This window comes from Hymenobacter guriensis, from assembly GCF_015773195.1.
GTDB lineage: Bacteria > Bacteroidota > Bacteroidia > Cytophagales > Hymenobacteraceae > Hymenobacter > Hymenobacter guriensis.
On the sequence record NZ_JADWYK010000021.1, the window covers coordinates 22,366 to 37,805 of the forward strand.

Below are 15,440 nucleotides of genomic sequence, written 5' to 3' on the forward strand. Positions count from 1 at the left end.
GCCTACCGGAACCGCACCCGGAGGTGTTCCTGTGTTTTGTAGTTGTACAGCTCCTCCAGCAGTTCGATGTATTTGGCCGAGGTGACGCAGGGCTGCAGTTCGCGGGGTTGGAGGCCAATCTTTCGCAGCAGAACCGCCGGCTCGAAGTCGGCAACTTCCGTCAGGCAGTAGTTGATGGCCATCACGAAGCGCGGATTGAAGGCATGGGTAAAGCCCCACTCATCGGCTATCTGCTGCACAAAGGCGGCTACCTGTTCCGCCTTCGCATAGTCGCGCACCTCGAACGACCCAGCCAGAAAGTCGTGGTGACTACTCCCCTGCCCTCCCACCAGCAGCTTGGCCGTGGTGAGCTTAAACTTGGGGTGCTTGTTCAGGAAACGGCTCAGGGCAATGTAGTGCTCCTTGCCTTCTACCGTCCAGTAATTCAGGTAGTCGGCGCTCGTCCAGTTTTTGGCTGAAGAGTTCAGTTCGGCAATGTCGGCCTTACTCAGCTCCGGGGCCAGGCGGTAGTAGATGGATACCCCGAGCAGGCGGGCGGCTTCCAGGCGGTGCTGCCCGTCGATTACCCCGTACTCCATCGTAACATCCATCGGGCGCAGGTGGAGCAGGTTGCGCTTCTGTATCTTCTTGACAAGTCGCTTAACCTGGGCTTGGTCTATTTCCCGGTTGGAGTCGATCAGTTTGAAAATATCGTACTCCTTGGTATGCCGCACTTCGCCGGTCGGCTCTGGAAATTGCAGGGCAGCACCGGTCTCGGCGGCCGGGGTATCCTGTACAATGGTAAGTACGGCCGGCGGAAGGGCGGCGGTGATTTCGGCGGTGAGGTTATCGAATTGAGGGGAGGCACTCATGACAGGCTTGTTTTGAAAATTTGGTAAAACCCGAGATTCTCGGTTTTATGCGGCCACCCGGAGGGTGTACACGAAGTCGTTAGCGGGCAGGCGGCTGCCCTTATGGCGGTTGCAGCGGCGACAGAGGCACTGCAGGTTGCCGCGGTGGTTGCCCCCACCCATACACAGCGGTATAATGTGATCGACGGTGAGCCGTTTGGTAGATCGGCATTTGGCGCACTTGCCGGCGGACAGCACGTCGGCGGTAACAACCAGCCAGGCGGGGTCGTCAAAGGCCGGGCGTGGCGTGGCGGCGGGAATGTCGGCGGCCGGGTGGCGTATCAGTTTGGCGCGGGCCCGGCGGCGTTTGGCCGTTGAGGCTTTGGTCGGCTGCTGCTCGTCGGCGGGCTTGCGGTTGGGCCGAGAGTAGCCAAGGGCCGGCACCGTGTAGTAAGTCACGATGCCGGTTTCTGGGCACTCCTCCCGAATGGTTCGGCGGAGCTTTTTCACGGCAGTTCAACACTGAAGGTGCAAGGCCCGAGGGTGACGTCCCGCATGTTTTTCAGGTGCTCCAGAAGCTCCTTGTAGTGTTCCGCCTGCGTGGCAAACGTCTGCATGCGGCTGGCCTCCTTCCCGGCAGTCAACACCTGGTCGAAGTACCCAACGATGGAGCGGTTGTGCAGGTCCTCATTTATCTCGCTCTCCACTTCGTCGGCCGTGGACATCTGCACCATCTCCCCGTCTTCCGTTTGGCGGTACTTCGGTATCTCCTTGCCCAGCTGGTCCCGAAAGAATTTGAACGGGCTGAAGTCGGTGGCGCTGGCTACTACGCTGGAAAACAGGGCAAAGTCGGCAGGCTGGCTGCTGCCAATGTGTTCCCCCGTAGAATCGGAGCCATCAAAGAACTGCTGCAGGTCACTGCGAAGCGTGTAGGGGGCGAGGCTTTCCTCGTCGTCCTTGAAGGAGGCTTTCCACTTCTGCCCATCCGGGCCAATGCCATCTTCCACCCAGTCAGAGTCCTCTTCGCTGCCGTGCTCGTTGATGCTGTCCATCCGCTTCTCGATAGCGTACCGTTTCAGGTCGCCATCATACACGTCGAATAATTCCGTCAGCAGGGCTATGGATTCGATTACCTCGCTGTGCAGGTCATTCAGCGAGCCGTTGAGCATATGCAGCATATAGAACCGGGGCATACTAAAGTCCCAGGTTTGGGTGGCGCGGGTGCTGGGCTCTTTGAGGCGGGCGCCCTCATCGGTGCATAGTTCTTTCAATAGCTGGGTGAACTCGCCCATGCTGGTGTTCGGGGCGCTTATGACCTCCATCGTGGAGAGCCGGCGCATGTAGGCGTTGAAAAGCTGGGCGAGGTTGTCCTCAGCGGAAATCTTCTCTAGGATTTTGTAGTACATGGCGTTGAATGAGTTAAGTATGAAGTGTTGCGGCGGAAAGCTGGGTGGCTACGGCACCGGCCCAAAGTCCAGATGGTCGCCCTCAAAGTCGTGGGCCGTGCCGGCGGTGATTTCGTCTGAGGTCAGCACGAACTGGTTGCGGGCGATGTAGGAGCTGACCAACTGCCGGTCCCGGTTGCGGTACCACTTCAGCGCGCCTTGTGAGAAGTGCTCTTTGCGGAGCCACTTGAAAAAGCCATCGATAGTCACCCGGCGCATCTGCGGCTGCAGCTTTTCCCATTCTTCCGCCTCCCCGTCCGCCTGCCAGCCGTTTTCCAGGCCGTAGCTGATGTGGTCGGGCAGTACATCCTTTTGGAAGGTTCGGGCCGCGTGGCCAGGGAGGCGGTACACGCGCCAGCCGTTGAGCGTTAGCAGCTCGTCTTCATCCTGAATCTGCTGCGGTGTCCAGGGCGTTTCCTCCTCTTCTACCAGTACCGCGAGCTTGCGCCACGGGCAGGCCAGCGTCAGGAACAGATGCAGGAAAGGGTACTGAGGATAGAGGTTGACGCCCTCGGCGTACCGGGTGTGCATGGCCCGTTCCGCGTTCGGCGCGTACTCGAAGTGCATAAAGTTTACGCCGATGAGGCGGCCCTGTGCTGCCGCTTCCTTGATAGCCATGTGGCGGCGGGAGTAGCCTTCACGCACCTCCTGGGCATATCGTTCGGGCGCTACAGGTGGGTGAAAGTCGCATACCCGTCCTTGATACAGGTTGCCTTGGGGGAGGATTTCTCGGATTTCGCTCATGGTAGAAAAGGTGTAAAAGGTGTAAGTCAATGTTATTCAGCAGAATGGACTACTTCCGGGGCCAGTCTTACCAAGGGTCTGAGGGGTAGCCGATGGTCATGCGGGCGTATTCACCCAGGAAGTCAATCAGCAAGGCTGCGGTGCGGGCATCCTCTTGGCCGGACTCCTGAAGCAGCTGCATAGCTTCTTGCGCGGGCTTGTGTGGGCCATCGGTGGCCGTGGCCTCCCATGCTTTGCCGTGGGCCTGCTTCTGTTTCTCCCGGGCGGCCTGCGCTTGACTCCAGGCCTGCTGTCCCTTTTCTTTTAGGACTTCCCATTCCCCGCGCTGGCTGGGAGAGGCCACCTCTATGAAGTAGTCGATGTTCGCCAGGATGCTCGTAACCTTGGTTTCGACGTCCGCATAGCGTTCGGCAAGGGTTTTTGCTTCTGTCATGGTTGGGGTAAGATTAAGCCGCAGCTGAGGCGCCCGGCAGTCGGTTGGTAGGGTGAAGTTTCCGGCAGTTATCAAGCTCGCCAGCCTTGGCCAGTGGCCCGTCGATGTACTGGCTGGTGCGCAACAGGTGTAGGTATTTCCCCATCGTGGCTACCCACTGTTGCAGGGCAGCTTCGACCAGCTCGTGCGTGTTGCCGCGCGCTTTGTTCAGTTCCGGCGCCAGTAGTAGCCAGTAGTCTTCGCTGTCCTCGTCGGGCCACTCGCCATGTTGCTCCTGCCACGCTGCCAGTACACGCTGCACGGCTGGCTCAGCGTCCTTAAGCGCCTGCCAACCAGTGCGTAGAGCGCCCACGGCCTTGTCGAACTGGCCCAGCAGCTTCTGCCACTCCCCCGCGTTGGCCCAGCCCCCGTCGATGTGCGGATTTCCGCCAGGGCGGCGGGTGCGCTGAACGATGATATCCCGCACCGTTTTGGCATACACGCCGAGGCTGTGAATCCGGCGCCGGGGGGAGGGTATCTGCTGCACTTGGTCGCGGCGGGCCAGTTGCTTCCGGGCAAGCTCACGGAGGGAATCGGGAACGGGAGGGAGCGTATTCATGGCTGGGCTGGGTAGAGGGGAATAATGCGGGCTGTGGGCCGAATTCGGCGGCGGACTTCTGCCTTAACTAACTCAAAGCCAGGGCCGCCGCGCTGTTTGAAGTACAGACCGAGCTGCAACAAGTAGGCCGTGGAGGCCCCGTGCAAGTCCTTTTCGAGGGCTTGCCGGGTAGGTTCCGAGTACTGTTCCATTGGTTAGCTGACCGGGGCTCCGTCGTCGGAGAAGTGGCTCGCGGTGGCCGTGCGCAGGGTACTGAGCGAGGGCAGCTTCAGGGGCAAGATGCGCGGCCCAAAGTGTTCCGCTGGCGCTGGTTCGGCAACTGGCGCTGCGGGTTCCAGGTCGAAATAGCGCCCGTTCTTCATGGTAGAGCCCACTATCACCTCAGCCAGCGGGCCGTTGCGGTGCTTGGCGAAAATCACCTCCGTGGTATCTGCTACGGACTCGCCCATTTCGTCCTCCTTGATCTTGTAGTACTCAGGGCGGTAGAGGAACACGACTACATCGGCATCCTGCTCAATGCTGCCGGACTCGCGTAGGTCGCTGAGCATGGGCTTCTTTTCTCCTCCCCGGCTTTCCACGGCCCGGCTGAGCTGCGAGAGGGCAATAACCGGCACGTTCAACTCCTTGGCCGTGAGCTTCAGGCCCCGGCTGATGCTGCCGATTTCCTGCTCCCGGCTGCCTTTCTTCTCGCCAGTCATCAGCTGCAGGTAGTCGACAACAATCCAGCGGATGTCGTGCTCGGCTTTGAGGCGGGCGGCTTTGGCGCGAAATTCCCCGATGGAAAGGCCGGGCGTGTCTTCGAGGTAGATTTCCGCCTGCTCCAGCCGGGTCACCCGATCCCGAATCGTGCGGGCCTCCTCTACGCCTCCACTGGGAAAGTAGCCCTTTGCCAGCTGGTTGGTCGAGTATTCCCCTAGCTCGGTGGCTATGGTTTTGCGCACCATCTGCGTGTTGCTCATCTCCAGGTTGAAGATGGCGCCGGGGTAGCCAGCCAGGGCGGCGGGCACGGCGTTGGCCAGGGCAAAGCTGGTTTTACCAACGCCAGGCCGGGCCGCCACAATTATCAGGTCCGAGGGCTGCCAACCGCCGGTCACATCGTCAATCGAGCCGAGGCCCGAAGGAATACCCGTAATACCGCCGGGTTTGAGGGTCGCGGCTACAATTTCCTCCGCTACCTGATCGAGCAGGCCGCTGAGCGTGTAGGTGCCCCGTACCTGCAGGCCCTCCTGAATCTGGTTGATGGTGGCGTAAGCCGAAGCCAGCAGATCGGATAGGTCCGTTGTTGGGTCGGCCGCGTCCTTGGTAAGCTGGTGCATCAATACGCCAACGCGCCGCTTGCCCCACAGCAGGTTCATGTACTGGCAGTAATCGGCTATACCGGTGCCGTATGGAGCCTTAGCCAGCAGACCCTGAATGTAGCGCGAGCCGCCGGCCGCCTGCATTTTGCCAACTTGCGCCAGGTACTGGCCTACGGTGTAATAATCTACCGTCTTGCCAGTAGCGTTCAGGCGCTGAATCGCCGTGAACAGGGGTCGGTGGGGCGGGTGGTAGAACGTGTCGGCGCCACCACGGAGTAGCTCCAGGGCTTCGCGCAGGCCCGTTGGCTGGGTAAGCATCACACCCAGCACGGCCCGCTCCAGCTCAATGGAATTCTGCGGAAGGTGGGAGTAGTTTTCGAGCGGGTTCATGTCGGCTTGGTTTTTCGTTGGTCAGCTACTTTTTGATTGATGGAGCCAGTAGCGGTGGTGGCATTGACTGAAGCGGTGCGGGTATTGCCTTGCAACGGCCCGGCCCGGCGTTTGCACCAGTCTTGGAGGGTCAGGCTGGCACTCAAGTAGGCGGTTAGCAGCTTGGCGTGGTTCTCCATGCCTTGCAACACGTCCTGCACAACGGCTTTGCTGAACTTCGAGCAACACGCCCTGTATTGCTCAGCCGTTAGCGGTTTCTTCATTTCCAGAACCCGGGGGGTATTGTCCCCCACCCACTGAAATTCCTTTTCCTCAGCACTTAATTCAACCTCGCCCACCGGAGGAGCGTTAGCTCCTTCTTTTCGTTTTGGTTTAGTTTTCTTCTTATGTACTGTGGTAGTTTCTGGGGGCGAAAAGGGCGGGGAAAAGGGGGAGGAAAAGGGGGGCGAAAAGGGGGTGTTTTTCATACCCTTTTTATCACCCTTTTCTCCCTCATCATCTTCGCAGCCCGGCGGCAGCACTAAAAAATACTGTGTGGTATTGCCTCTCCCCTGCCCGTTCTTGTAATCAAGCAGCCCGTATTGCTTCAGCTTGTTGCGGGCCGTGTCCAGCGGCTCTTTCGTCTTTATTCCAGTCTTGACCCGTAGTTCATCCACAGACAAGTTGAAGGGATTCTTCCACCCTAACAGGTTGCAGTGATCCGCCAAAGCGTGATACACGGCGATTTCGTTGGGGGTGAATGAATGCTCCAGACGCTTTATTCGCCAGAAGTAATTAAACAGGGTGTAGTAGTTCATGCGACGGTGGGAGGCAAAGGGTATAACGATTCGTTACTCCCCTGCTCAGGCCGCTTTTCGCCGCTGGAACCCGCCAACCTCGGCTGGCATGCGCTTTATTTTGGAGAAGCCGATAACGGGTCGGCTAGGCTCTTGAGCTTTCGGCTGCTTGCGCTGAGCATATAGCTCACGACGCCGAGCCCGCTCTTTCTCCCTGTGCTGCTCGTACGCTACGTGGTTGGCGTACAATGCATCCCAGTTGCGGCGGGGAAACGCTGCGGTAGGTAGGCAACATGCCACTTCCGCAAATGACTCATACCGAAGAAAGCGATAGAGGCGAAGGTTCGGGTGGCGCCACGCGTAGCCGTCTTCTGTCCAGTCCGGGCAGGCATCCGCATCATCTTGAATTATCATGCGCATGCCTAAAGAGCCTTGCTTCTTTCGCAAATAGCGAAAGGCTCTGATCGTTCCCGCGAATGACAACTCCTCTATGTATTGAAGGCAATACACATTCCCTTCGACCATCTCCTCCCCTGGAAGCACTTCCTCTGCCCAGAAGGAAACCCCATTTAAAAACCTTGGAGCCATCGAGTTGGCAATCCAGCTATTGTGGCAAGGGGCAATTCCTGAAACCAGAATTTTGTGAGAGTCAGGCCGGATAGGCTCTACTTCGGGCTCGAGCCAATAATCGGCTTCTGTCTGCGTATAGCCATTCATCGTCTTAGGCAAAGACTCAAGAAAAGCAGTTGGCAACATTTGCCGCAGACCTGTGACAACTATTTCGTTCCACCGGCGGCGTTCCAAGCGCTCCTGCTCAGCAGCCTCGGCTGCCTGCGCTGGCTGGTAAGTAATTTTAGTAATTGCCATAATTGAAGGGTGCTTATACCGCGCTGCGGCGTTTGGGGAGGGCCCCACGGCGGGCAGGGCGCTTATCTTCGGTGAGGGGAATGACCTGGTTGGTGCGGCGGTTGCGCTGCTGCCAGGCGGTGAGGTCGGAGAGCAGTACCCGGCGACCTTTGGCGGAATCCGTGCACGGCACCCAGGGCAGGGCCAGCGGGTGCGTAGCCGGGAGGGTGAAGTAGTTGCGGATGGTGCTTTCGTCCAGATTCAGAATCTCGGCCACCTGCAGCACCGTGTACTGTGGGTCGGGCTGGGGCTGGGCCTCTAGCCACGCCTGCATCTGCTCCTGAAAGGCAGGCAAGACGTGAGGCAGAAGCAACTCCACGGGGATTTGAACGCCGCTGTTCATACTGCAGCCTCCTCTGGACTTTTCGTGGAATTATCCATATCTTTGTTTCAATTAAACGCTCGGCTTGAGTAGGCGAGCGGTTGATGAAAGGGAACCCCGGCTGCGGTAACGGCCGGGGTTTATTTTGTCCCACTAGGCCGCTTTGCGCATGTGTTCCGCGCTCGGGTACATCGGAATAATGACAGCCTCATGCAGTCGCTCCAAGCACACCGCATCGGCGCATTCCGTCATATCCAGCTCAGTAATGAATTGCGGCAGGTCGGCGAATATTTCCTCCTGCTGGAAGGCCGTGGGGAAGCGGACAGCCTCGCGGCCGGCGGCAGTAATGCCGTAGCCGGAAACATAGGCCCGCACAGCGTAGGTGTTGCCTTCAGCATCAAAGCAGAGGCAGAAGCCCAGGACGGGGAGAATCGTACCCGCGTCGAAACCCTCAATCGGGCTCGTGATATGCAGGCGGTCGGTCGGATGGAAGCCCGAGAGGATGTCGAACTTTCCGTGCGTCCGACGGGCGCAGGAGAGGCGTGGCACCAAGGGGGCACTGAAGGATACTACTTTCATTTTGAGTAGGGAGGTTGAGAAAGGTTGGTTGTGATTAAGAAGCGGCGGTAACCGCTTGAGCGAGGTCTTTTTGAGCAGATTCCCATTGGGCAAAGCCTTCGGGGTTGGTTTCCTTAGCTAAGCCCAACACCGCTGGCCAGTGGCGACTAGTGGTTTGCTCCATCCTCACCAGTTGAGCTAGGTTAGAGGGATTGCGCAGCCCGGTGCGCTTAGCGAGTTCGGCCAGAAAGCCTGGAGGCATGAGTTGCCGAATCGTGAGGGCAGGTGTGGTTTGATTCATAGGCATCTTTTGGCCCGCCGTATATTGCGTGCGTTGTTGTTGTTGTTTCAAAGATATACGCAATAGCGAACAAGTCAAACGCAATAGCGAACTTTTTTTTCTGATTCCTCAATGGAAAAGCAAGAGCATCCTATAAGTCAGCGTATTAGGATTTTAATTGACTCTTTTGCAGATGGCAACCAGAGGCATTTTGCGGAAAAAATAGGCATCACTCCTAGCGCGATCAGTGACCTATTTGGGAAGAGGAAGAATACCCCTGGAACAGAGATGCTTCAAAAAATCGCAGCTGCGTACAAAAACGTCAGCATGGATTGGCTCTTAAATGGGGAAGAGCCAATGATAATGAGCGGATACATGCATAAAGATCCTGTGCAGGCTGTCGAGGAAGCGCAGGAAGCGAGTAGGGAGCGGTTTTACCATTTGAATAGACTGAAGAGAATAAGAGAGCTTCGCGGCATTAGCTTAGATGAAGCTGCAAAAGCATTTGGAATAACAGCAGATGAATTACATAAAATAGAATGGGCTGTTGAAGGCACAGGCAAGTATGTATGGGATGTTGAATTTCATGAAGCGGCCTCTCAGCTATATCGTGTCTCTCTAGACTATTTAGTAGGAGACCCAGACCTTGAGATGCTTCAACGTTTGATAGAAGCAGAGTCTCGAAAAGGCTATCATGGTGTGCCAATGGTTACCGTTGACTCCGACCAGCGGGAGAATATCGCAATGGTAAGCACACAGGCTGAGGCGAGTTACCCAACACGCTACTTGGAACAGGAGTTTTACCACAAGCTCCCAGCTTTCTCTATCCCACTACCGCAATTCCGCAACGCGACCTTCCGAGCCTTCGAGGTAACGGGTAACTCAATGAGCCCGACTCTTTATCCACAGAGTTGGGTAATAGCCCGCTTCGTGGACCTGCAGGCTGAGTCGATTCAGGAGGGGTATATATATGTAATAGTTACGCATGCCGCAGTTGTGGTAAAACGCGTCATTGACCGGCGGAAGGAGCGCGGGGCCTTCGCGTTGCAATCCGACAATGAAGAGTATCCCACTTTCGACCAGGCCGCAAGCGAGGTGCTGGAGATGTGGCGTGTACAGGCAGGTATCAACTTCCAATTCCCTAATACTCGTTTTGCGATGGTACGCAAAGTGGCAAGTTTAGAAGCCGATATGCGTTACGTAATGGACCGGCTTCAACAAAGGCCAGATAACGAAGAATAGCCGCGCTCCCCACTGGAGAGCGCGGAGGCTTTTTACAGGCAAATCAACTAAACCGGTATAGAAACCGGTATGGCAAAAAACTAACTGTACTGACTTTCAAGTAGATGAAGTGGAAAGCACGATCCCAGGAGGGAGCGCACAAACAAAAAGCCTATCGGAAACGATAGGCTTTTTGCGTTTAGGCAGTTACGGAATAAGGCTGAAGTCAACTTTTCGGGCTTAGGGACAGTATCAGACAGACTGGCCGCCCACACTGACGGTCTCCTGACTCTTCCCTCTCTTCCAAAAGCCTTTTCCTATGAACTCTTTCCGCTCAATGCTGGCCATGAGCCTGCTGGTGCTACTTACTTTCTCCTTGAGCAGCTGCGACGTTATCGGTGACATTTTCAAGGCCGGCGCCTGGACCGGAATCATTGGCGTCGTGCTGGTGATTTTACTGATCTGGTGGATTCTGGGCAAGGTGCGGCGCCGGTAGGCTGTTCATGTCCTCATAACGACATAACAAAAAAGGCAGCCCGCAGGCTGCCTTTTTGCATTTATTTACAACCAGTTAGCCGGCTTTGCGACTCTCGGGCATGGTACCGACGATGTGGTCCCATAGGGTGGTGGATACTCCGAAAGCCACCTCATCCTGCCGGTAGTGGTGCTGGGCGTGGTGATGCCACCAGAACTTCAGAAAGTTTTTGGGCGGCGAGTACACGTGAATGGCGTAGTGTACAAACAGATACAGCGCGTAGCCGAACACGAAACCGGCGAGAATACCAAAGCCTGCGTTGCCGAACACGAAGCAGAAGATGAAGAACAGCAGCGAAGCTACGAATACCGTTACGATGGGAGGCATAGCCAGCCGCGTCTTGTCTTTCGGGAACTCATGGTGGACGCCGTGCATGGTGTACTGAAACTTGGCCCGGCCCGGGGTACTGGGCTTAATATGGTAGAGGAAGCGGTGCATCAGATACTCTACCAGCGTGAAGGCAAACCACCCCGCCAGAAACAGCCCGAAAGCCGCCAGCCCCGTGAGCAGGCCGCGGCTAAGGCTGTAATACAGGCTCAGGGCCGCCACGCCGAAGAAAATGCTGAGAGGGGCGGCAATATGGGTATGCGTAAGGCGCTCCAGCACAGGATTCTCGAACAGCTGAGCCGAGCCTTTGTGTTTGGGTTTATGCAGTTGTCCCGAGGTTGGGGCAGCTTTCTGTTCCATGGTACTGCAAAGAATGATTCAAAACGCAAAAGTAACCATCAACCCGCAAACGTGCATCGGGCTACTATATTAAGCCGTGGCCTGGTAGTGCTGCACCAGGGCCCACAACGCATCAGGTGTGCAGGCCGGGGGGGCACAACGAAGCGCCGCTCTGCTGTAAAACCCGCGGCGGGCTGCTATGGTTTCGGTGAGTCGCTGTTTCAGCGCCTGCTCATCGGGCAGGGCGGCCAGCAGGGGCCGGGCCGCGGCGGCCCGGTGCAGGCGCGCCACCAGTTCCGGCACCGGCACATCCAGCCATACAGTGACGCCTGAGGCCAGCAGCGCATCCATGGTATCATGGAAACAAGGGGCCCCACCCCCGGTAGCCAGCACCAGTTGCGGATGCTGCTCAATCAGCTGGCGCACCAGGCGCGCTTCTACAGCCCGGAAATATGCTTCGCCTTCCGCCGAAAAGATTTCAGCCACACTGCGCTGCTCCTGCCGTACAATTTCCTCGTCCAAGTCCAGGAACGGCAGGCCGCCGCGCAAAGCCAGGGCGCGGCCCAGGGTGGTTTTGCCGGCTCCGGGCATACCAATCAGAAACAGGCGCATAAACAAAAAGTCAAAAGGTAATGCAGGGCAGCAAGATACATGCGCGGCCGGGCGGCTGACTACTTTGCCAAACCTTGCATAAAGGCGTTCTGAAAGTCAGGGGCGAAGTGCCGGATGTTGGGCAGGTGACTGAACTCCTCGATCTGGTGCGTGGTGGTGAGGATGACGGCCGGCATACCCGCGTTCAGCGCCGCTTCTGCCCCTTTCGGCACGTCTTCGAACACCAGACAATCGGCCGGAGCCACGCCGAGCTGCGCGGCGGCCTGCAGAAACGTTTCGGGGTGGGGCTTGCTCAGCGTGACGTTGTCGGCACTGACGATGGCGCTGAAGTAATGCCGGATACCCAACGTATCCAGCACGAAGTCGATGTTGAACGGAATAGCGGCCGAGCCAATGGCCATGGGTATTTGCCGCTGGTGCGCCTTTTCCAGAAACTCCGCCAGGCCGGGCAAAAGGGCCAGATGCGGGCGGTATTCCGCCTGATAACGCCGCTCCTTTTGCAGGGAGAGGCGCTGCATTTCTTCGTCGGTGAGGCGGCCTGCGCCCAGCATACGCACCAGTACTTCCTGGTTTTTGCCGTACATCTGCGGCTTCACTTCCTCCCAGGTAAAGGAACCGCCCAACTCCTCATTCAGCAACGACTGCCAAGCCCGGGTATGGTAATCCATATCGTGGATCATGGTGCCGTTGAGGTCGAAAATAAATGCCTTCATCAGGAGCAGTAGAGAAAGAAAAAGAAGCCCGGCTAGCTCAGCTTTACGCGCGGGTCGAGCACAGCATACAGCACATCTACCACGATATTCACCAGCACAAACAGGGCCGCAATAAAGATGGTAGCGCCCATTACCACCGGGAAATCGAGGTTCTCCACGGCGCGGAGCGTGACGGTGCCCAGGCCTTTCCAGTTGAAGATGTATTCGATAAAAAATGCGCCTGCCATGAGCGAAGCCAGCCAGCCCGAAACGGCCGTAACTACCGGGTTGAGGGCATTGCGCAGGGCATGCCCCACTACCACGCCGTAGCCGGATAAGCCCTTGGCCCGCGCCGTACGGATGTAGTCCTGGCTCATCACCTCCAGCATGGAGCTGCGCGTGAGCTGCACAATAACCGCCAGCGGCCGGATGCCCAGCGCAAAAGCCGGCAGCAGCAGGTTGCGCAGCACCAGATGGCGGCCCGTGAAGGGGTCGGTTTCGTAGAGCTGCCCGGTGAGGTTGAGGCCAGTCCAATGGCTCCAGTAAAAGCCGAACGTCATGGCAATGAGTATGGCCGCCACAAACGAAGGCACCGAAATACCCAGCACCGACACCGAAATCAGGGCGCGGTCGAGCCAGGAGTGCGGGCGCAGGGCAGCCACAACGCCCAGCGCAATACCCACCGAAGCCGCCAGGGCCATAGCTGCCAGCGCCAGCCACAGCGTACCGGTGAAGTGGTCAGCCAAAATGCTGAGCACTTCCTTGTTGCTTTGAAACGAGCGACGCAGATACGGCTTCTTCAGCACTACGGCCTGCTTGCCCAGCGGCAGCAGCGCCACGCCGCCATACTTGGCCACGCCCGCCGAGTCGCGTGGGTGCAGCCCGATGGGTGATACGTCGTTGAGGTAGCCGGCCAGCTGCAAGGGCAAGGGCTGGTCGAGGCCCAGGTCGGCGGCAATGGCGGCACGGGTGGCGGCGTCGGAGCGTTGGCCGGCCAGCAAGGCTACCGGGTCGCCGGGCAGCACGTTAAATAGGAAAAACACCGTGAGGGCCACGCCCACCAGCACCAGCGCCCCCTGCCACACCCGCCGAAAAAGAAATCCAAGCATGATTTTGGGTCTTGGGGACTCAGGGACTTGGGGACTTGGGGACTTGGTTTGCAGTTCAATAAACCAACAAGCCGTTGTTAGTTAGAACGGAAACCAAGTCCCTAAACCCCTAAGACCCCAAGTCCCTTTTTACAACAGCTCCTCTACTTTGGCGCGGCTGGGGATGTCGTGGTAGTGGAACTTGCCTTTCACCACGCCGTCCTTGAGCAGGATAAAGCCGGGGTTGGAGCGAATCATGGTTTTAAGCACGGTAGCATCGGCGTAGTAGAACGGGGCCGCCAAGTTTACCTCGTGGCGGAAGGCGTCGAACTCAGCCGGGCTGCTGCTGGTGACCACCAGAAACTCCGTTTTCTTGCGCGAGGAGTCTACCGACTGCACCAGCTGGTTGATGACCACGAACCGGTCCCGGTCGGCTTTATCGGTGTTCTGCACAATGAGCAGCAGCTTGTTGCCCTGCAGAATCTTGGGGGTGAAGTCGCCCTCATCGTTCCACACCCGGAAATCCGTGATTTTGGGCGCGGCCTCCGGGTTCAGCGTCACCATCTGCTTGAACTTCCAGGTGGTATCGGTGGGGTACTCCGTAAACTCCTGGCTCTGGCCCCCGCGCTCCATGATGTACTTGTAGCGCAGCGGCGCCGAGGGCTTCATGAGCTTGCCGATGTCGTTGCCGACTTTATAGGGCAGGAAATCAAAGTATGGCAGGTGGCCCAGCGCGTACACGCCAATACCAATGGCCACCGACGCTGTTACGGTGATATACACTACGCCCAGCGTGCCCTTGGCAAACACGCGCCGCAGGTGCTTCTGGTTGAAGAAAACCACAACCCACAGCACCAGCAGCAGCACATCCTTGCTGAACGACTGCCAGGGCGTGAGCTTGATGAAGTCGCCGAAGCAGCCGCAGTCGGTTACTTTGTTGAACGCAGCCGAGTAGAACGTAAGAAAGGTAAAGAACACCAGCAGCACCAGCAGCGTCCAGAGGGTTTTGCGCAGGTGCCAGCGCAGCAGCAGGGCCACGCCCAGAATCACTTCCAGGGAGCTGAGCACGAGCGAAATCAGGCGGGCCTGAGGCTTGAAAGCCAGAAAGAACCGTCCGAAATCCACCGCGAATACCTCGAAATATTCTTCCAGCTTGATGGCCGTGCCCACGGGGTCGTTGAGCTTGATCAGCCCCGAAAAAATAAACAGCACCCCCAGCAGCAGCCAGCAAATGCGCGTGAGTTGTCTCATGGTAAGTAGTGCTTAGTACGTAGTGCCCAGTGCTTGGAAAAAGCCATGGGTACTACGGCTGGAACGCAGATTAAGACAGGTGTAGGGATACGGTGCAAGTTACGGATGCCGCTTGCACCAAACGGCATTTTTCTCGTCCAGTTACGAAGCACGATGCACGACCAACTAGGCACTAACTCCCATTTTTATCAAACAGAACACGGCATAGTTGAGCATGTCGCGGTAGTTGGCCTCCACCCCTTCCGACACGCGCGTGCGGCCCTGCAGGTCTTCGATCTGCTTGGTGCGGTGCAGCTTCATCAGGATGATGTCGGTAATACTTTCGATGCGCATCTGCCGCCAGGCCTCCCCGTAGTCGTGGTTTTTGGCGAACAGCAGTTGGCGCGTGAGGTCCACCTCGTGGTCGTAGGCGGCGGTAACCTCTGCGGGGTCTAGCTCCAGGGGTGCGTCGGCGGGCAGGCGCAGCTGCATCAGCGCAATCAGGCAGTAGTTCACAATGGCCACGAACTCGCCTTCGATGCCTTCGTCGACCAATTGGGTGCCTTTTTCCTGGATAGACCGGATGCGCTGGGCCTTGATGTAGAGCTGGTCGGTAACGGAAGGCAGGCGCAGAATGCGCCAGGCTGTGCCGTAGTCGTGCGTCTTGGCCAGAAACAGCGCGCGGCACTGGCTGATTACCTGGTCGTACTCGTGCTGGGTTTGGTTGTGCAAGATTTTCAGGCTAGATTTAAAAACTTCGGACCATTCCGGGCGTTGCCGGCGGCGCCGTTTCGGGCGAATACCTCACCTTTGCGG

20 protein-coding genes are annotated in these 15,440 nt (G+C 57.7%); 2 read left to right on the forward strand and 18 right to left on the reverse strand.

Going from position 1 to position 15,440, the window contains the following annotated elements:
* Nucleotides 1-2: 2 nt before the first annotated feature.
* The 12 genes from I5L79_RS21730 to I5L79_RS21785 all read right to left on the reverse strand — a co-directional run bounded on the left by I5L79_RS21730 (nucleotide 3) and on the right by I5L79_RS21785 (nucleotide 8,652).
* A complete protein-coding gene (locus I5L79_RS21730; RefSeq protein ID WP_196957195.1) occupies nucleotides 3-851 on the reverse strand; it encodes a ParB N-terminal domain-containing protein in 849 nt (282 codons plus the stop codon).
* Between the two features lie 45 nt (nucleotides 852-896).
* Nucleotides 897-1,340 (reverse strand): HNH endonuclease, encoded by a 444-nt coding sequence (locus I5L79_RS23700; RefSeq protein WP_196957196.1) that lies wholly within the window; start codon nucleotides 1,338-1,340, stop codon nucleotides 897-899.
* On the reverse strand, nucleotides 1,337-2,236 hold the full coding sequence (locus I5L79_RS21740) for a hypothetical protein (RefSeq protein ID WP_196957197.1): 900 nt from the start codon (nucleotides 2,234-2,236) through the stop codon (nucleotides 1,337-1,339). The genes I5L79_RS23700 and I5L79_RS21740 overlap by 4 nt, the downstream gene beginning before the upstream one ends.
* 48 nt (nucleotides 2,237-2,284) lie before the next feature.
* The gene (locus tag I5L79_RS21745; protein WP_196957198.1) at nucleotides 2,285-3,019 is read right to left on the reverse strand and encodes a hypothetical protein; all 735 of its coding nucleotides are present in this window, start codon (nucleotides 3,017-3,019) and stop codon (nucleotides 2,285-2,287) included.
* A gap of 67 nt (nucleotides 3,020-3,086) precedes the next feature.
* Nucleotides 3,087-3,452, reverse strand: a complete 366-nt coding sequence (locus I5L79_RS21750; protein WP_196957199.1) for a hypothetical protein — start codon at nucleotides 3,450-3,452, stop codon at nucleotides 3,087-3,089.
* 13 nt (nucleotides 3,453-3,465) lie between these two features.
* Nucleotides 3,466-4,050 carry a hypothetical protein gene (locus I5L79_RS21755; protein ID WP_196957200.1) on the reverse strand — a complete coding sequence of 195 codons (585 nt, stop codon included), beginning with the start codon at nucleotides 4,048-4,050 and terminating at the stop codon, nucleotides 3,466-3,468.
* A 194-nt stretch (nucleotides 4,051-4,244) separates the two neighbouring features.
* The gene (gene dnaB, locus I5L79_RS21760) at nucleotides 4,245-5,738 is read right to left on the reverse strand and encodes a replicative DNA helicase (RefSeq protein ID WP_196957201.1); all 1,494 of its coding nucleotides are present in this window, start codon (nucleotides 5,736-5,738) and stop codon (nucleotides 4,245-4,247) included.
* The gene (locus tag I5L79_RS21765) at nucleotides 5,735-6,535 is read right to left on the reverse strand and encodes a hypothetical protein (protein ID WP_196957202.1); all 801 of its coding nucleotides are present in this window, start codon (nucleotides 6,533-6,535) and stop codon (nucleotides 5,735-5,737) included. The genes dnaB and I5L79_RS21765 overlap by 4 nt, the downstream gene beginning before the upstream one ends.
* 45 nt (nucleotides 6,536-6,580) lie before the next feature.
* Nucleotides 6,581-7,381, reverse strand: coding sequence for a hypothetical protein (locus tag I5L79_RS21770; RefSeq protein WP_196957203.1), 801 nt, complete (start codon nucleotides 7,379-7,381; stop codon nucleotides 6,581-6,583).
* 13 nt (nucleotides 7,382-7,394) lie between these two features.
* Entirely contained in the window at nucleotides 7,395-7,715 is a 321-nt protein-coding gene (locus I5L79_RS21775; protein WP_196957204.1) for a MerR family transcriptional regulator, read from the reverse strand.
* 180 nt (nucleotides 7,716-7,895) lie between these two features.
* Nucleotides 7,896-8,321 carry a hypothetical protein gene (locus tag I5L79_RS21780; RefSeq protein WP_196957205.1) on the reverse strand — a complete coding sequence of 142 codons (426 nt, stop codon included), beginning with the start codon at nucleotides 8,319-8,321 and terminating at the stop codon, nucleotides 7,896-7,898.
* A gap of 34 nt (nucleotides 8,322-8,355) precedes the next feature.
* Nucleotides 8,356-8,652 carry a hypothetical protein gene (locus tag I5L79_RS21785; protein WP_196957206.1) on the reverse strand — a complete coding sequence of 99 codons (297 nt, stop codon included), beginning with the start codon at nucleotides 8,650-8,652 and terminating at the stop codon, nucleotides 8,356-8,358.
* Between the two features lie 60 nt (nucleotides 8,653-8,712).
* Between I5L79_RS21785 and I5L79_RS21790 the strand changes: the two genes are divergently transcribed.
* Together I5L79_RS21790 and I5L79_RS21795 are read left to right on the forward strand one after the other, a co-directional pair.
* Entirely contained in the window at nucleotides 8,713-9,822 is a 1,110-nt protein-coding gene (locus I5L79_RS21790; RefSeq protein ID WP_196957207.1) for an XRE family transcriptional regulator, read from the forward strand.
* A gap of 298 nt (nucleotides 9,823-10,120) precedes the next feature.
* On the forward strand, nucleotides 10,121-10,297 hold the full coding sequence (locus tag I5L79_RS21795; RefSeq protein WP_196957208.1) for a hypothetical protein: 177 nt from the start codon (nucleotides 10,121-10,123) through the stop codon (nucleotides 10,295-10,297).
* Between the two features lie 75 nt (nucleotides 10,298-10,372).
* Here I5L79_RS21795 and I5L79_RS21800 read toward each other — a convergent pair whose 3' ends face one another.
* The 6 genes from I5L79_RS21800 to I5L79_RS21825 all read right to left on the reverse strand — a co-directional run bounded on the left by I5L79_RS21800 (nucleotide 10,373) and on the right by I5L79_RS21825 (nucleotide 15,356).
* Nucleotides 10,373-11,023: a sterol desaturase family protein gene (locus I5L79_RS21800; RefSeq protein ID WP_196957209.1), complete on the reverse strand. Its 651-nt coding sequence runs from the start codon at nucleotides 11,021-11,023 to the stop codon at nucleotides 10,373-10,375.
* A gap of 69 nt (nucleotides 11,024-11,092) precedes the next feature.
* Complete coding sequence (locus I5L79_RS21805) at nucleotides 11,093-11,614, reverse strand: shikimate kinase (RefSeq protein ID WP_196957210.1); 522 nt, start codon at nucleotides 11,612-11,614, stop codon at nucleotides 11,093-11,095.
* Between the two features lie 59 nt (nucleotides 11,615-11,673).
* Nucleotides 11,674-12,327 carry an HAD family hydrolase gene (locus I5L79_RS21810; RefSeq protein ID WP_196957211.1) on the reverse strand — a complete coding sequence of 218 codons (654 nt, stop codon included), beginning with the start codon at nucleotides 12,325-12,327 and terminating at the stop codon, nucleotides 11,674-11,676.
* Between the two features lie 32 nt (nucleotides 12,328-12,359).
* Nucleotides 12,360-13,415 (reverse strand): ABC transporter permease, encoded by a 1,056-nt coding sequence (locus I5L79_RS21815; RefSeq protein WP_196957212.1) that lies wholly within the window; start codon nucleotides 13,413-13,415, stop codon nucleotides 12,360-12,362.
* Between the two features lie 129 nt (nucleotides 13,416-13,544).
* Complete coding sequence (locus I5L79_RS21820) at nucleotides 13,545-14,645, reverse strand: BT_3928 family protein (protein WP_196957213.1); 1,101 nt, start codon at nucleotides 14,643-14,645, stop codon at nucleotides 13,545-13,547.
* 165 nt (nucleotides 14,646-14,810) lie between these two features.
* Nucleotides 14,811-15,356 carry a DUF1599 domain-containing protein gene (locus I5L79_RS21825; RefSeq protein WP_196957214.1) on the reverse strand — a complete coding sequence of 182 codons (546 nt, stop codon included), beginning with the start codon at nucleotides 15,354-15,356 and terminating at the stop codon, nucleotides 14,811-14,813.
* Nucleotides 15,357-15,440: the final 84 nt, after the last annotated feature.

What these genes read in the sequence shown, in the direction of transcription:
- I5L79_RS21730 (WP_196957195.1), bottom strand. Translation starts at nt 851, where the DNA reads ATGAGTGCCTCCCCTCAATTCGATAACCTCACCGCCGAAATCACCGCC.
- I5L79_RS21740 (WP_196957197.1), bottom strand. Translation starts at nt 2,236, where the DNA reads ATGTACTACAAAATCCTAGAGAAGATTTCCGCTGAGGACAACCTCGCC.
- I5L79_RS21745 (WP_196957198.1), bottom strand. Translation starts at nt 3,019, where the DNA reads ATGAGCGAAATCCGAGAAATCCTCCCCCAAGGCAACCTGTATCAAGGA.
- I5L79_RS21750 (WP_196957199.1), bottom strand. Translation starts at nt 3,452, where the DNA reads ATGACAGAAGCAAAAACCCTTGCCGAACGCTATGCGGACGTCGAAACC.
- I5L79_RS21755 (WP_196957200.1), bottom strand. Translation starts at nt 4,050, where the DNA reads ATGAATACGCTCCCTCCCGTTCCCGATTCCCTCCGTGAGCTTGCCCGG.
- dnaB (WP_196957201.1), bottom strand. Translation starts at nt 5,738, where the DNA reads ATGAACCCGCTCGAAAACTACTCCCACCTTCCGCAGAATTCCATTGAG.
- I5L79_RS21765 (WP_196957202.1), bottom strand. Translation starts at nt 6,535, where the DNA reads ATGAACTACTACACCCTGTTTAATTACTTCTGGCGAATAAAGCGTCTG.
- I5L79_RS21770 (WP_196957203.1), bottom strand. Translation starts at nt 7,381, where the DNA reads ATGGCAATTACTAAAATTACTTACCAGCCAGCGCAGGCAGCCGAGGCT.
- I5L79_RS21780 (WP_196957205.1), bottom strand. Translation starts at nt 8,321, where the DNA reads ATGAAAGTAGTATCCTTCAGTGCCCCCTTGGTGCCACGCCTCTCCTGC.
- I5L79_RS21790 (WP_196957207.1), top strand. Translation starts at nt 8,713, where the DNA reads ATGGAAAAGCAAGAGCATCCTATAAGTCAGCGTATTAGGATTTTAATT.
- I5L79_RS21795 (WP_196957208.1), top strand. Translation starts at nt 10,121, where the DNA reads ATGAACTCTTTCCGCTCAATGCTGGCCATGAGCCTGCTGGTGCTACTT.
- I5L79_RS21800 (WP_196957209.1), bottom strand. Translation starts at nt 11,023, where the DNA reads ATGGAACAGAAAGCTGCCCCAACCTCGGGACAACTGCATAAACCCAAA.
- I5L79_RS21805 (WP_196957210.1), bottom strand. Translation starts at nt 11,614, where the DNA reads ATGCGCCTGTTTCTGATTGGTATGCCCGGAGCCGGCAAAACCACCCTG.
- I5L79_RS21810 (WP_196957211.1), bottom strand. Translation starts at nt 12,327, where the DNA reads ATGAAGGCATTTATTTTCGACCTCAACGGCACCATGATCCACGATATG.
- I5L79_RS21815 (WP_196957212.1), bottom strand. Translation starts at nt 13,415, where the DNA reads ATGCTTGGATTTCTTTTTCGGCGGGTGTGGCAGGGGGCGCTGGTGCTG.
- I5L79_RS21820 (WP_196957213.1), bottom strand. Translation starts at nt 14,645, where the DNA reads ATGAGACAACTCACGCGCATTTGCTGGCTGCTGCTGGGGGTGCTGTTT.